The organism is Nocardia sp. NPDC058666 (assembly GCF_042714895.1).
GTDB lineage: Bacteria > Actinomycetota > Actinomycetes > Mycobacteriales > Mycobacteriaceae > Nocardia.
Genome location: NZ_JBHXRY010000008.1, coordinates 40,280 through 52,919, shown reverse-complemented (window position 1 = coordinate 52,919; position 12,640 = coordinate 40,280). Strand labels below are relative to the sequence as shown.

Here is a 12,640-nt window from a genome sequence, read left to right as displayed (position 1 = left end):
GCCGCTCCCTCGTTGCGCAGCGCGTTCCCGCGTGCGCGCACCGCCGGGAAGTACGCACCGCCGTTTCGCCGGCCCGCCCGATCATCTCGTCGGGCGGGTCGGCTCGTGGCCGTTGTCGGCCGGTAAGGAATTCCCCATGCGCAGAACAGTTTTCGGTGCCGAGCACGTCACCTTCCGGGCGACGGTGCGCGCGTTCATCGAGGCCGAGGTCGTGCCGAGCTTCACCCGGTGGTTCGACGACGGGCTGGTGCCGCGCGAATTCTATTACCGGCTGGGCGAACTCGGGATTCTCGGCCTGGAGGTGCCCGTCGAATACGGCGGTTCGGGCATCGACTCGTACCTGCATCGTGCGGTGCTTTCCGAGGAGATTGCCCGCGCCGCAGTGTCTTTCGGTGGTTCCAGCGCGCATGTCTCTCGCTGCCTGCCACTGCTGAAAGACCTGGCCACCGAAGCACAGCGGGCGCGCTGGTTGCCCGGATTCGTCACCGGGGAAACGATGTTCGCACTGGCGGTGGCCGAACCCGGCACCGGCATGGAGGCCGCGGGGATGCGCACCACCGCCCCGTTGTCGCTGGACCGCACACAGTACCTGCTCAACGGTTCCAAGACCTTCGTCACCGGCGGTGTGCACGCCGACCGCGTGATCGTGTGCGCGCGCACCGCGCCCCCGCGCGCCGACGACCCCACCTACGGTTTGTCGCTGCTGGTCGTGAACACCGACGCCCCCGGCTTCCGCGTCGGTCGCGCCCTGGATACGTTGGGCCGCAAGGTCTCCGACACCGCCGAACTCACCTTCACCGACGTGCGCGTGCCCGTGACCGACCGCCTCGGCATCGCCGACCTGGGCCTGAATCATCTTGCCGCCCAACTCCCCCACGAACGCCTGGGCATCGCCGTGGGCGCCTACGCCCAGGCCAAGGCCGCCATCCGCTTCGCCTGCCTGCACACCGCACAACGCAGCCCCGCCACCGCATTTCAGACCACCAAGTTCGAATTGGCCGCCTGCCGTGCGGAACTCGACGCCATCGAGGCCATGGTCGACCGCGCCCTGCACGCCCACGATCGCGGCGAACTCACCGCCGCCGACGCCGCCTCGGTCAAACTGTTCTGCACCGAAACCGCGGGCCGCATCATCGACCGCTCACTCCAATTGCACGGCGGCTTCGGCTATCTGGCCGATTCCCCCATCGCACGCCTGTACGCCGACCACCGCATCGACCGCATCCAGGCCGGCACCAGCGAAGTACTGCGCACGGTGATCGCCGCCGACATGGGTTTGTAGGTCAGCGGACGGTGATGCCGTCCGCGCGCATCGCGTCCTTGACCTGACCGATGGTCAGATCGCCGAAGTGGAACACGCTGGCGGCCAACACCGCATCGGCACCGGCGTGCACGGCCGGCGGGAAGTGTTCCACCGCGCCGGCGCCCCCGCTGGCGATCACCGGCACGCTCACCGCGGCCCGCACCGCGGTGATCATCGGCAGGTCGAAACCGGCTTTGGTGCCGTCGGCGTCCATCGAGTTCAGCAGGATCTCGCCCACACCCAGTTCGGCGCCGCGGATGGCCCATTCGACGGCGTCGATGCCGGTGCCGCGCTTGCCACCGTGGGTGGTGACCTCCCAGCCGGACGGGGTGGCGGGTTCACCGTCGGGCACGGTGCGCGCGTCGACCGAGAGCACGATGCACTGGGCGCCGAAACGCTGCGACATCTCGAACAGCACTTCGGGGCGGGCGATGGCGGCGGTGTTCACCGACACCTTGTCCGCGCCCGCGCGCAGCAGCCGGTCGACGTCTTCGACCGTGCGCACGCCACCGCCGACGGTGAGCGGGATGAAGATCTGTTCGGCGGTGCGGGTCACCACGTCGAGCATGGTGCCGCGGTCGCCGGTGGAGGCGGTGACGTCGAGGAAGGTCAGCTCGTCCGCGCCCTGGGCGTCGTAGGTCGCGGCCAGTTCCACCGGGTCGCCCGCGTCGCGCAGGTTCTGGAAGTTCACGCCCTTGACCACGCGGCCCGCGTCCACGTCCAGGCAGGGGATCACCCGGACCGCCAGGGTGCTGGGCGCGGTGCTGCTCATGATGGTGTCCCTCGTTCTTCTTCGCTGACCGTGCAGATCATGTCAAGGAGTTCTTCGTGCACGCCCGGCGCGGCGGCCAACACCGAACCCGACGTGATCGTCCACGGCGCGCCGGCCAGGTCGGTGACCACGCCCCCCGCGGCGCGCACCAGCGCGACTCCCGCGGCGTTGTCCCAGGGGTGATGCCCGAAAATGACCGCACCACCGAGCACACCCGAGGCGGTGAAGGCCAGGTCGATGCCGGTGGCGCCGTGCATGCGCACCCGCGAGGACAGCCGGCTCAATGCCCCGAGCAGGTCGAACCGGAACTGCCCGGAGATGCGGCCCGCCGAGTCCAGGTTGAACGCACCGAACCCGATCATGGAATCGGACAGTTTGGCCGGTTCCAGCGGCGGCAACGCGACCCCGTCCAGATACACCGGCCCGCCGATCACCGCGGCGTACCGGCGTCCGAGCATGGGCAGCCAGGTCAGACCGATCACCGGTTCGCCTTCGTGCACCAGCGCCAGCAGGATCCCCGACATCGGGTGTCCCGACGAGTAATTGAAGGTTCCGTCGATCGGGTCCAGGACCCAGGCCGTGCCCGAGGTCAGCGCGGGCCCGCCGAATTCCTCACCGTGCACGGCGATTCCGGTGCGCTGCCGCAGTTCCGCGGAGATGGTGCGTTCGAGCTCGAGATCGAGTTCGGTGGCAAAGTCGTTGCGGCCCTTGGTGACCGCGCTGGGCGCCCCGAGCCCTTCGACGAATCGCGGCACCACCGAGTCCAGAATCTGGGTGGCGACATTGCACAGGTCGGTCAGTTCGGCGGTGCTCAGCGCGGCAGTCATCGGCGGTGTCAGCGCACCGCGGCCAGGGCTTCGGGCAGCGTGAACCGCCCCGCGTACAGCGCCTTACCGATGATCGCGCCCTCCACACCTTCGGGCACGAGCTTCGAGATCGCGACCAGATCCTCGAGCACCGAGATACCGCCCGACGCGACCACCGGCGCCTCGGCCGCATTGGCGACTTCGCTGAGCAGTTCGAGGTTGGGCCCGGTCAACGTGCCGTCCTTGGACACATCGGTGACCACATACCGCGAACACCCGTCCCGCTCGAGCCGCTCGAGCACCTCCCACAGGTCCCCGCCATCGGTGACCCATCCACGCCCCCGCAGCCGCCACTGCCCGTCGATCTGCTTCACGTCCAGCCCCACCGCGATCCGGTCGCCGTACTCGCCGAGCACCCGCGCACACCACTGCGGATCCTCGATCGCCGCGGTCCCGATATTGACCCGCGCACACCCGGTAGCCAGCGCGGCCTTCAACGAATCGTCGTCCCGGATACCACCGGAAAGTTCAACCTTCACATCGAGCTCACCGACCACCTGCGCGATCAGCTCCCGATTACTCCCCTTACCGAAGGCAGCATCCAAATCCACCAGATGCACCCATTCGGCCCCCGCCTGCTGCCACGCCAACGCCGCATCCCGAGGCGACCCATAACTGGTCTCGCTACCGGCCTCCCCTTGCACAAGGCGCACGGCCTCACCATTGGCGACATCGACAGCGGGCAACAACACAAGACTCACGCCGACCAGACTAGTAGGTCGCTACCCCATCGCCCGCTTCCGGCCTGCGCGATTGCGGCCCGAGTCACTCACACTCACCGCACACATCGGCCCGACCGAAACCACGGCCGGATATCGACCTGCCGTTACCACCGGCGGTAGGATGATTACATGAGCCGAAGCAAGAAGTACTCCGTCAGCCTGCCGGAAGACCTTGCCGAGGCAGTGCGCGACCAGGTGGGCTCAGGAGGCTTCTCCGCCTACATCGCCGTTGCCCTCGAACGGCAGGTCGCCATGGACAAGCTCGGCGAGATCGTCGCCGATTACGAACGCGACCACGAGCCCCTCGACAAGCGCGACATCGATGCGGCACGGGCCCTGCTGCGCGGTGCAGCGAACTCCGCCGACTCGGCCGCTTGATGCCAGGAACGCTGCTGCTGGATTGCGAAGGTCTTTCCCTGCTGTATCGACAGGATCGGGCCGCGCTGGTCATGATCGAAGCGGCCCGCAGAGAAGGCGTCCGCGTCGGAACCACCGCGATGACCCGCCTGGAAGCCGAGAACTCGAAGGTTCAGCGCGCCCGCATCGCCTGGAACCTCTCTCGCCTCGACGTCCACGACATCACCCGTACGGTCAGTGACGACGCCGCGGAACTACTGCGTGCCCACCGACTTCACGGCCATAAATTCGCCATCGACGCGACCCTGGCCGCCATCGCCCGCCGAGCCGAACGGCCGGTCTCGGTCTACACCTCCGACCCGGAGGACCTAACCCTGCTGTGCGGCAAGGGAATACAGATCATCCCGATCAAGAGATAGCTCAGGCATACGCGTCGAGATCCGGGCCCCTGCGGCCGCGAAACTCCCCGGTGCCAAGATCCGCCGTCGACTGTTCTGGCGCTACACGCACTACCTCAGCCGCACCTGCATCGGCCGATCGAGTCTGGAATCAGGTCGCATGATGGGCAGCGCTCGACCGCCCGTGGGACATTGCGAGCCGCAGGAGGTTGTTGGTACTTCCAGTCCTCGGTCTTTGGCTGCGAGGCAAGTCTGGACGCGCGTGCCGCGATCGCATTTCTGCGTTGCCTGGCCGAACCGACGAGAACGTCCCACCGTCTTCGCGTCGCAGTCCCGACCCCCAGGTCTCGCGCCGAATCCCGCTGGTCCGCCGACACGACGGGATCACGCCTTCGCCATTTCCTGCGCCACCTCTGCCACCGGCCGACCACCGCAGTCTCCGCCTCCGCAGGCTTCGGCACGGTTGCCGAGTTACGGCCAGTCCGATTGGGACGAGAGGGTCGCGGCACAACGCGATTGGCCGCTGCGGCTTGCGCGGCCTTCATCTGGCGGGCGACAGTGGGAAGCAATTCCGGTGTGACGCCCCGTATTCCGGCACTATCCGCTGCCGCTCGACACCTTGCGAGATCACCATCCGGGTTGGCCGCCAACCACTTCCACACAAATGCGTAGGCCTCGGGCGTCGCGCCCTTCCGCCCAGTGCTCTTCCTCGGCTTCGTCGACGATGACTGAGTCTGCTCTCTGACCCCCGGCTGAGTCGCCCCGAACTCGAACGGATCGCGAATGTCATCGTTCGCCGAATCGAATCCGGGATCCAAGTCATCCCGATGGGACCGATTCGCGTACCAGTCACCGATCGACACCATTGCCTCTTCCCCCGGAGTTGGCCCTCCGTGCGGTCAACCCGTTACTTGACCGAAGCTTAGATGCGGGCACCGACAATCGGATACACAATCCCGGCGGATTCAGCCGAGGCGACGGCGGAGTTCTGGGAGGCCCTCGCCGGTGAGGTCGTCGAGGGCGACGGTGCGGCCGACCACGGCCAGGACGATGGCCTCGCCGGGGCCGCGGATTTCCGGGCCGGTGCCCGAGGTCCAGTCGACGTCGGTGGCGGTGAAGCGCAGCCCCTTGGTGAATCTGCCGGGGAAGGCGAAGGGGTCCGGGTAGGACAGGACGGCTTTGAGTCGGTCGGCGGGGATGGTGCGGGGGCGGCCGAGTGGGCGGCGGATGTCCTGGTGGTGGACTACCAGGTCCGACAGCATCAGCCGGGGTGAGAGTTTCGACAGTCGGCCTGACTCGTTTTCGAGCTTGTCCACCAGCTGTTCGGTCGACAGTCCCGAGAACGACTGTGCGAGTGCGTTATTGGTTCTGTTCACCGACCCGAGATTTCTCACCACGACGCCCGCATAGCTCAGCGGACTCAGCGTGTCCTGCAGCAGATGCCCGACGACGTCGCGCACCCGCCACCCCGCACACAGCGACGGCGTCTCCCACTCCTGCTCGCGCAGACTGCGCAGCAGTGCGACCAGTTCGGTCCGTTCCTGGATCAACATCCCCCGATAGCTCATACCGCCACCCTAGAGCGCGCCTGCGGCGTCCCGTATCCACCCACGGTCGGATTTTGTTGGGCGAGAAGCGATCACGACCGGCGTGGCCGGAGTCGGTGCACCGATCCACGCAGCGGTCCGGCCGCGCTGAGGCCATGCGAGACAATGGACGCCGCGAACTTCACCTCCACGAACAGGACTCCCTTGGCCAAGCAGAATCGTCGACGTCGCACAGGTCGTAAACCGGCTGCCGCTCCCGGACTTCCGGTCGAGCAGGCGCTGTCGGGTGACCCGTCGCAGGTAGCCGACGCGATCGCGACCGTGGCCTTCCTGGCAGCCCAGGGCGACAAGAACGCGATCGAGCGATTCGTCGAACAGGTAAGCGACGCGGATCTCTCTCCCGGCCTACAACTGGCCGCGCAACGAATCATCGCCCGCGCCTTCGACTTCGGCTGGCTCCCCACCGACATCCACGAGGCCGCACGCAGGCGAGTAGACGAGTTCGCCACCGCTTACCTGACCGACCTGATGGCCGAACATCGCGCCGATTTCCCCACCGAATCCGTCGACGAGATCTGGCAGTCGCAACTGACCGAACTCGACGCCCAGGTGTGGTGGGCACTGGACCGCCCCCACCTCCCCCAGTGGGCCGACCGCACCCTCCTCACCGCCGACGAGGCCCTCACCGCGGCCCTGAGCGCCCTGTCCCTGCTCATCCAACTCCCGAAACTCGAGCAGATCGCTCCGCTGCCCGGCACCCGCACACACACCACCCACCACCACGTCGACGAGAAAACCCTCGGCCGAGTCCGCGGCCTGCTGGCCAAAGCCGAGTCCACCTCCTTCGCCGAAGAAGCGGAAACCCTGTCCGCCAAGGCGCAGGAACTGATGACCAAATACGCGATCGACCGGGCCCTGCTCGATTCCCAACGCACCGACCCCGACCTGCCCGCCGCCCGCCGAATCTGGCTCGAAACCCCGTACACCGACGCCAAAGCCCTGCTCATCGACATGGTCACCCGAGCCAACCGCGCCCGCGCGATCTTCGTGGCCGACTGGGGTTTCGTCACCGTCGTCGGCGACGACACCGACCTCGACGCGGTAGAAATCCTGTCCACGTCGCTGCTGGTCCAGGCCACCCGAGCCATGATCGACAACGCCACTACCGAGGAATCCCGCTCCCGCCACTACCGCAAGGCCTTCCTCACCGCCTACGCCTCCAGAATCGGCGAACTGCTCACCAAGGCCGCCGAAGAAACCATCGCCCACGCCCCCACCCACCTACTCCCGGTCCTGGCCTCCCACCAGCACCGAGTAGACCAAGCCTTCGACACCTACTTCCCCACCGTGCGCACCCGAGGAATTACCATCCGCAGCGCCGAAGGCTGGACCGCGGGCACCGAGGCCGCAGACCGAGCCCGCTTCGACAACCTATGACCCTGCGCGTCCTCGCAGATCCCTTTCGCGTCAGCCTTGGCGCCAAGCCGGTTTATCCAAGGCCGCCCGAGCATCAGCGCAGGTAGTATTACGGATCAGGAGGTGGATGATGACGGCGGTACACCACGATCCAGTGACCACGACGGATTTCGAAGCGATCGCCGCAGCGGTCGAACGAACCACAGACGCTCTGCAGCTCGAGTACATCGACGGAAAGCTGGGGTTCAAGACCGTGCCGGATGGTGATCACAACCGCATCATCAACTGGCTGTTGCTGCTTCTCATGCCGTTGGCCCCCGGCCTGTTTCTGCACCAGGGACAGGGATTGAAGATCAACGGCTACCGTGACAGCCGCGCTCGTCCGGACGGGGTGGTCGCGCCGCTGGACGCGTTCGTCGGACACGGGGAGTGGGCACCTTCGCGTGACACCGTGATGGCCGTCGAGGTCACCTCGCACGATTCGGACACCAACAAACGAGACCGGGTGGAAAAACCGACCGCCTACGCCGAAGCCGGCATCCCGCTGTACCTACTCGTCGACCGGGACACCGCCGAAATCGTCCTGTACAGCGAGCCGAATGACGGGCGCTACCAAGAGATCCGCCGATACGCCTTCGGTCGCGCGGTTCCCCTCCCGGACCCGATCGGCATCACCGCCGACACCACCCCCCTGCTCGACTGGGTCGACTGACACCTCGGTGCGCCGAGAAGCAGACTCGGGATGACATTGCCAGGCCCACAGCCAGCCTCGTACGCTCGAGATGTGCGGCCGATCATGTCCGAACGGGAGCTGGATGACGGCTGGGACCTGGCGAGGTCGACAGCGGCGGCGATGGCCGACGTCTCGATGGACGGGTTTCGTGACCGGGAGTCCGCGGGGTGCGAGATGCGGATTTTCGCTCGGCCGGAGGTCACCGTGGTGATCCAGTTCGGGCACAGTCGGCTTGCCTTGGAAGGCCCCGACCTGCACGACGGGTTGGTCGCCGGTCTCGTGCCAGGCATTCGGCATGTCCGTGCGGAGCGGATCGAATGCGTCGAGTTGCGGATGTCGCCGATCGCCGCGTATCGCCTGCTCGGTGTCGGCCCGGCCGACCTGGACGGCATGGTGGTCGGACTGGAGGATATCTGGGGTTCGGCGGCAGCGCTGCTGCGCGAGCAGTTGTCCGAAACAGCCACGTGGGCACAGCGATTCGCGGTGACGACGAGGTTTCTCGCCGCCACGGAAACAACCAGGACGGTCGATCCCGAAGTCGCGGCGTGCTGGGAGCGGATCGTCGCGGACAAGGGCGCCGTGCGGGTCAGGGAACTGGCCGAGCTGACCGGGTGGAGTCGGCAACGCGTGTGGTCGAGGTTCACCGCGCAGGTCGGGGTGACGCCCAAACGAGCCGCGATGGTGGTCCGATTCCGACGCGCGTTCGACCTACTGCTGGCTGGTCGATCCGCCGCCGAAGTCGCTGTGGCGTGCGGATATTCGGACCAATCGCACCTCCATCGCGATATATCGGCCTTCTCCGGAATCACCCCCGGCGCACTCGCGACGAGCTGATCGGCGAACATTCGTCCAAGACGCCGCCCGCCGCGAGCCGGACAGTAATCGCATGAGACTCGAACAACGGATCCGCGCGGCCGAACAACGCGTCGCCGCCTCCTATGGACTGACGATCACCGAACACCCACTGACACAGCGGAACCCAGCGGTTCGCGTCCTGACCACAGGCGAGGGTGAACCGCTGGTCCACATCAACGGCATCTCAGCACCCGCCATGGGCATGGCACCCCTGATCGCCGACCTGCCCGGCTTCCACCACATCCTGATCGACCTCCCCGGCCACAGCCTCGCCCCGCCCTACAGCTGGCAGGGCCGACCGGTCCGCGAACTGGCGGTCGACGTGGTCACCGGAACGCTCGACGCGCTCGACATACAACAGTCCGCTTTCGTCGGCAGCTCCCTGGGCGGCCTGTTCACCCTCTGGACAATGCTGGACGCACCCGACCGCATATCGCGGGCAGCGATCATCGCCACCCCCGCCACCGCCCTACCCGGCTCCCACATCATCGCCGAGTTCGAATCCCTGACCTCCCCGACCAGAGGCCGACTCGACCAGACCCTCATGCAACTCCCATCCCCTCGATTCCTCGCCCGCTTCGCCCTCACCGAGGCAATCGGAGCGAACGCGGCCCGCGCGATGTCGAACGACATGCTCGACCTACACCGCCTACCCCTGCGCCTACCAGGGCAAGCCGCCTCCTACCGAGCCCTCCTGCGCCGCCTGATTCAAGGCCGAACCGCACGCCCCGAAAACGTCCTCACCGCAGTCGAACTCGCCCGCATCGACACTCCAACCCTGTTCGTCTGGGGCGAAGATGACGTCTTCTGCTCCCCCGACCAGGCAAGACCCTCCGTCGCGAAAATCCCCCGCGCACACCTCACCGCTGTTCCGGGCGGCCACGCCCCCTGGTTCGACGACGCACCGCGCTGCGCAGCACTGGTCCGAGATTTCCTGGCCGACCATCCTGCCCAGCAGCACTGACAACCCTGTTGCGGACATGTTCCTCACTCCGGATGAGACCGGGAATCGACGGCCGAAATCCCGTCGACCCGATGCGCTGAGGCAGCGCGTAAAACTGCTACTCCAGCGGCGGACCTGGCGAGTACGGTGTGGCGGCGGGCCGGTGATCATGGCCAGCGGCGGCTTACGGAGACAAACGGACACGAAGGAGCCGATAGTGCCAGGTGTTGAACTGCGCGGGGTGACGCTGGACTGTGCCGACCCGCAGACGCTGGCGGGCTTCTACGGTGCGTTGACCGGGATGCGCGAGCTCTTCAGTACGGCGGAGTTCGTCGCGCTGACGAACGACTCCGGCTGCGATGTGGGATTCCAGCGGGTCGACCGATACCGGGCTCCGCAGTGGCCGGGTCAGGATGTGCCACAACAGCTCCACCTGGATTTCCGCGCCGACGACCTCGATGCGGCAGAAGAGCTAGCGCTGAAACTCGGCGCGACCAAACCCGACCATCAGCCCGGCAACGGACGCTGGCGAGTACTCCTGGACCCGGCCGGCCACCCCTTCTGCCTGACGTCTCCCTGACACCACCGGCGTGACAGGCATTCCCCGGTCGACGTCGTAGCGCTCAGGCCAGGCAGCAGCGTTTCAGCCGATGCCGAGCGCGCTACGAGCAGTCGCGATCTTCATGACCAACCGGCGCGGCGTGTGACGCACCGGAGTGAAACCGTATTTGCGGTAGAACTGCGCGGCCGCGTCGTCGATCGCGTCTACGACGATCAGTCGGCCACCGCCGACTTCCGCGGCCGCGACGGCTTTGGAGACTGCGTCGTAGAGCAGTTCGGCCCCGAATCCTTGCCCGTGGAACGAGCGATCCAGTGCCAACCTCCCGATCAGGTAGCCCGGAATCCTGGATACCCCGCCGGCGGCCCCGCTCGGCACCCCGTCTTCGTCTCGATTGACCAGCGTGGGCGTCAGCGCGAAAAACGCGACGACCTTCTGCTCACCCTCGGGGGTCCACACGTACACCCGGGCAGTGCCCGACACGCATGCCCGCTGCGCCATCGAACGCAACCAGTCATCCAACGTCGCATGCCCGCTGTCGAATGCCGACAGATCGTGGTCTTCCGCCAATCGCGTCGAAACGAACTGTGCGGTCACCGATCACCGCCGCTTGAACACGCGTGGACGGCGGGCCAGCTCGGCGAGCGCCGGAGCGGCATCGGCTTCGTCGAGCGAATCCAGCAGTGCGTCGAACTGTTCCGCGGACATGACCGTGATCAGTTCCTGCGCCAGAATTCGCTCGGCACGCTCGAACACCGCGCGACGGATGAACTCCGACTGTTGCTCGTGCACCAACTCCGCGGCACGCTGCATCTTGGCGCGCAGCGCGTCGTCGACGCGGAACTCCGCGCGTTCGGTCTTGGCTCCCATAGGCCCAGTGTAGCCACTTGTACGGATATTTACCGTACAGATTTATCGGGAACTCAGCTTAGAGCGACCCGATCCAGTTCCGCAGCAGCTGTGCACCCGCATCCCCGGACTTCTCCGGGTGGAACTGGGTAGCCGACAGCGGCCCGTTCTCGACCGCGGCAAGGAACGGCACGCCGTGTTCGGCCCAGGTGAGTTTCGGGGGTGCGATGTGCTCGTTTTCGGGGAGCTCCCACTGCTGGGCGGCGTAGGAGTGGACGAAGTAGAAGCGCGTGTCGGCGTCCATGCCGGCGAACAGGGTGCTGTCGGCGGGAGCCTTCACCGTGTTCCAGCCCATGTGCGGCAGGACGGGCGCGTCGAGCCCGGCGACCACGCCCGGCCACTCACCGCACCCTTCGGTCTCCACACCGAACTCGACCCCACGGTCGAACATGATCTGCATCCCGACGCAGATGCCGAGCACCGGACGCCCACCGGCGAGCCGCTGGCCGATGATCCGGTCTCCGCGCACCTCGAGCAGCCCGGCCATACACGCCGCGTACGCACCGACACCGGGGACGACGAGTCCGTCGGCGGCCAACGCGGCGGTGGGATCGGCGGTGACCTCCACCTGCGCACCCGCCCGCACCAGCGCACGTTCGGCAGAATGCAGGTTGCCGGAGCCATAGTCCAGCAGCACAACGGTTTTCACAGCACACCCTTCGTGGACGGCACACCGCTGACCCGCGGGTCGATCTCGACGGCGGCACGCAAAGCCCGTGCGACAGCCTTGAATTCGGCCTCGGTGATGTGGTGCTGATCGCGCCCGTAGAGCACCCGCACATGCAACGCGATGCGGGCGTTCTGCGCGATCGACTCGAACACGTGCTTGTTGAGCACCGTCGAGTACGAGGCGCCGGGGCCCGCGCTGGGAATGATGGTGTGCACCAGGTGTTCCGGCTCGCCGGTGAACACGCAGTACGGCCGACCGGACACGTCGACGGCGGCGTGCGCGAGGGTTTCGTCCATCGGGATGAAGGCGTCGCCGAAGCGGCGGATGCCCTTCTTGTCGCCCAGCGCCTGGCCCAGCGCCTGGCCGAGCACGATCGCGGTGTCCTCGACCGTGTGGTGGGCTTCGATCTCGATGTCACCCTCGGCCCGCACGACCAGGTCGAACCCGGCGTGCGCGCCCAGTGCGGTCAGCATGTGGTCGTAGAACGGCACACCGGTGGAGATCTCGGTCTGCCCGGTGCCGTCGAGGTTCAACTCCACCAGGATCGAAGATTCCTTGGTGACGCGTTCCACCCGCGCTGTTCTGCTCAT

General features: G+C 66.8%; 16 protein-coding genes. 8 read left to right on the top strand and 8 right to left on the bottom strand.

Annotated features, from left to right (window positions below; all coding sequences use genetic code 11):
* Window positions 1-136 precede the first annotated feature (136 nt).
* Entirely contained in the window at window positions 137-1,282 is a 1,146-nt protein-coding gene (locus tag ACFWVD_RS18945; protein WP_379244451.1) for an acyl-CoA dehydrogenase family protein, read from the top strand.
* Window position 1,283: 1 nt separating this feature from the next.
* Here the strand turns inward: ACFWVD_RS18945 and hisF are convergent, their stop codons facing one another.
* From hisF to priA, 3 genes are read right to left on the bottom strand one after another with little or no spacing between them, the layout of a single operon-like run.
* The gene (gene hisF, locus ACFWVD_RS18940; RefSeq protein WP_379244449.1) at window positions 1,284-2,075 is read right to left on the bottom strand and encodes an imidazole glycerol phosphate synthase subunit HisF; all 792 of its coding nucleotides are present in this window, start codon (window positions 2,073-2,075) and stop codon (window positions 1,284-1,286) included.
* Window positions 2,072-2,902, bottom strand: coding sequence for an inositol monophosphatase family protein (locus ACFWVD_RS18935; protein ID WP_379244447.1), 831 nt, complete (start codon window positions 2,900-2,902; stop codon window positions 2,072-2,074). The genes hisF and ACFWVD_RS18935 overlap by 4 nt, the downstream gene beginning before the upstream one ends.
* Before the next feature lie 8 nt (window positions 2,903-2,910).
* Window positions 2,911-3,642: a bifunctional 1-(5-phosphoribosyl)-5-((5-phosphoribosylamino)methylideneamino)imidazole-4-carboxamide isomerase/phosphoribosylanthranilate isomerase PriA gene (priA, locus tag ACFWVD_RS18930; protein WP_379244445.1), complete on the bottom strand. Its 732-nt coding sequence runs from the start codon at window positions 3,640-3,642 to the stop codon at window positions 2,911-2,913.
* A gap of 150 nt (window positions 3,643-3,792) precedes the next feature.
* Between priA and ACFWVD_RS18925 the strand changes: the two genes are divergently transcribed.
* Window positions 3,793-4,041 (top strand): hypothetical protein, encoded by a 249-nt coding sequence (locus ACFWVD_RS18925; RefSeq protein ID WP_379244443.1) that lies wholly within the window; start codon window positions 3,793-3,795, stop codon window positions 4,039-4,041.
* On the top strand, window positions 4,041-4,439 hold the full coding sequence (locus ACFWVD_RS18920; RefSeq protein ID WP_379244441.1) for a DNA-binding protein: 399 nt from the start codon (window positions 4,041-4,043) through the stop codon (window positions 4,437-4,439). The genes ACFWVD_RS18925 and ACFWVD_RS18920 overlap by 1 nt, the downstream gene beginning before the upstream one ends.
* A 944-nt stretch (window positions 4,440-5,383) precedes the next feature.
* Here the strand turns inward: ACFWVD_RS18920 and ACFWVD_RS18915 are convergent.
* Complete coding sequence (locus ACFWVD_RS18915; RefSeq protein ID WP_379244439.1) at window positions 5,384-5,986, bottom strand: maleylpyruvate isomerase family mycothiol-dependent enzyme; 603 nt, start codon at window positions 5,984-5,986, stop codon at window positions 5,384-5,386.
* Between the two features lie 183 nt (window positions 5,987-6,169).
* On the opposite strand from ACFWVD_RS18915, the gene ACFWVD_RS18910 reads away from it, so the two are divergent.
* The 5 genes from ACFWVD_RS18910 to ACFWVD_RS18890 all read left to right on the top strand — a co-directional run bounded on the left by ACFWVD_RS18910 (window position 6,170) and on the right by ACFWVD_RS18890 (window position 10,492).
* Window positions 6,170-7,402 (top strand): DUF2786 domain-containing protein, encoded by a 1,233-nt coding sequence (locus tag ACFWVD_RS18910; protein ID WP_379244437.1) that lies wholly within the window; start codon window positions 6,170-6,172, stop codon window positions 7,400-7,402.
* Window positions 7,403-7,511: 109 nt separating this feature from the next.
* Complete coding sequence (locus tag ACFWVD_RS18905; protein WP_379244435.1) at window positions 7,512-8,093, top strand: Uma2 family endonuclease; 582 nt, start codon at window positions 7,512-7,514, stop codon at window positions 8,091-8,093.
* An 84-nt stretch (window positions 8,094-8,177) separates the two neighbouring features.
* Window positions 8,178-8,948 (top strand): helix-turn-helix domain-containing protein, encoded by a 771-nt coding sequence (locus ACFWVD_RS18900; RefSeq protein ID WP_379244433.1) that lies wholly within the window; start codon window positions 8,178-8,180, stop codon window positions 8,946-8,948.
* 52 nt (window positions 8,949-9,000) lie between these two features.
* Window positions 9,001-9,933: an alpha/beta fold hydrolase gene (locus tag ACFWVD_RS18895; protein ID WP_379244431.1), complete on the top strand. Its 933-nt coding sequence runs from the start codon at window positions 9,001-9,003 to the stop codon at window positions 9,931-9,933.
* Window positions 9,934-10,129: 196 nt separating this feature from the next.
* Window positions 10,130-10,492 (top strand): VOC family protein, encoded by a 363-nt coding sequence (locus ACFWVD_RS18890; protein WP_379244429.1) that lies wholly within the window; start codon window positions 10,130-10,132, stop codon window positions 10,490-10,492.
* A 63-nt stretch (window positions 10,493-10,555) separates the two neighbouring features.
* On the opposite strand, the gene ACFWVD_RS18885 is transcribed toward ACFWVD_RS18890, so the two are convergent.
* The 4 genes from ACFWVD_RS18885 to hisB are packed head-to-tail and all read right to left on the bottom strand — an operon-like array spanning window position 10,556 to window position 12,640.
* Window positions 10,556-11,068 carry a GNAT family N-acetyltransferase gene (locus ACFWVD_RS18885; RefSeq protein ID WP_379244427.1) on the bottom strand — a complete coding sequence of 171 codons (513 nt, stop codon included), beginning with the start codon at window positions 11,066-11,068 and terminating at the stop codon, window positions 10,556-10,558.
* A gap of 3 nt (window positions 11,069-11,071) precedes the next feature.
* The gene (locus ACFWVD_RS18880) at window positions 11,072-11,341 is read right to left on the bottom strand and encodes a DUF1778 domain-containing protein (protein ID WP_379244425.1); all 270 of its coding nucleotides are present in this window, start codon (window positions 11,339-11,341) and stop codon (window positions 11,072-11,074) included.
* A gap of 58 nt (window positions 11,342-11,399) precedes the next feature.
* The gene (gene hisH, locus ACFWVD_RS18875) at window positions 11,400-12,029 is read right to left on the bottom strand and encodes an imidazole glycerol phosphate synthase subunit HisH (protein WP_379244423.1); all 630 of its coding nucleotides are present in this window, start codon (window positions 12,027-12,029) and stop codon (window positions 11,400-11,402) included.
* A complete protein-coding gene (hisB, locus tag ACFWVD_RS18870; RefSeq protein WP_056824871.1) occupies window positions 12,026-12,640 on the bottom strand; it encodes an imidazoleglycerol-phosphate dehydratase HisB in 615 nt (204 codons plus the stop codon). The genes hisH and hisB overlap by 4 nt, the downstream gene beginning before the upstream one ends.

Excerpts from the sequence above, each read along its gene's own strand:
- ACFWVD_RS18945 (WP_379244451.1), top strand. The coding sequence starts at position 137 with ATGCGCAGAACAGTTTTCGGTGCCGAGCACGTCACCTTCCGGGCGACG.
- hisF (WP_379244449.1), bottom strand. The coding sequence starts at position 2,075 with ATGAGCAGCACCGCGCCCAGCACCCTGGCGGTCCGGGTGATCCCCTGC.
- hisB (WP_056824871.1), bottom strand. The coding sequence starts at position 12,640 with ATGAGCAGAACAGCGCGGGTGGAACGCGTCACCAAGGAATCTTCGATC.
- ACFWVD_RS18895 (WP_379244431.1), top strand. The coding sequence starts at position 9,001 with ATGAGACTCGAACAACGGATCCGCGCGGCCGAACAACGCGTCGCCGCC.
- ACFWVD_RS18915 (WP_379244439.1), bottom strand. The coding sequence starts at position 5,986 with ATGAGCTATCGGGGGATGTTGATCCAGGAACGGACCGAACTGGTCGCA.
- ACFWVD_RS18925 (WP_379244443.1), top strand. The coding sequence starts at position 3,793 with ATGAGCCGAAGCAAGAAGTACTCCGTCAGCCTGCCGGAAGACCTTGCC.
- ACFWVD_RS18880 (WP_379244425.1), bottom strand. The coding sequence starts at position 11,341 with ATGGGAGCCAAGACCGAACGCGCGGAGTTCCGCGTCGACGACGCGCTG.
- ACFWVD_RS18935 (WP_379244447.1), bottom strand. The coding sequence starts at position 2,902 with ATGACTGCCGCGCTGAGCACCGCCGAACTGACCGACCTGTGCAATGTC.
- ACFWVD_RS18900 (WP_379244433.1), top strand. The coding sequence starts at position 8,178 with ATGTCCGAACGGGAGCTGGATGACGGCTGGGACCTGGCGAGGTCGACA.
- ACFWVD_RS18905 (WP_379244435.1), top strand. The coding sequence starts at position 7,512 with ATGACGGCGGTACACCACGATCCAGTGACCACGACGGATTTCGAAGCG.
- ACFWVD_RS18920 (WP_379244441.1), top strand. The coding sequence starts at position 4,041 with ATGCCAGGAACGCTGCTGCTGGATTGCGAAGGTCTTTCCCTGCTGTAT.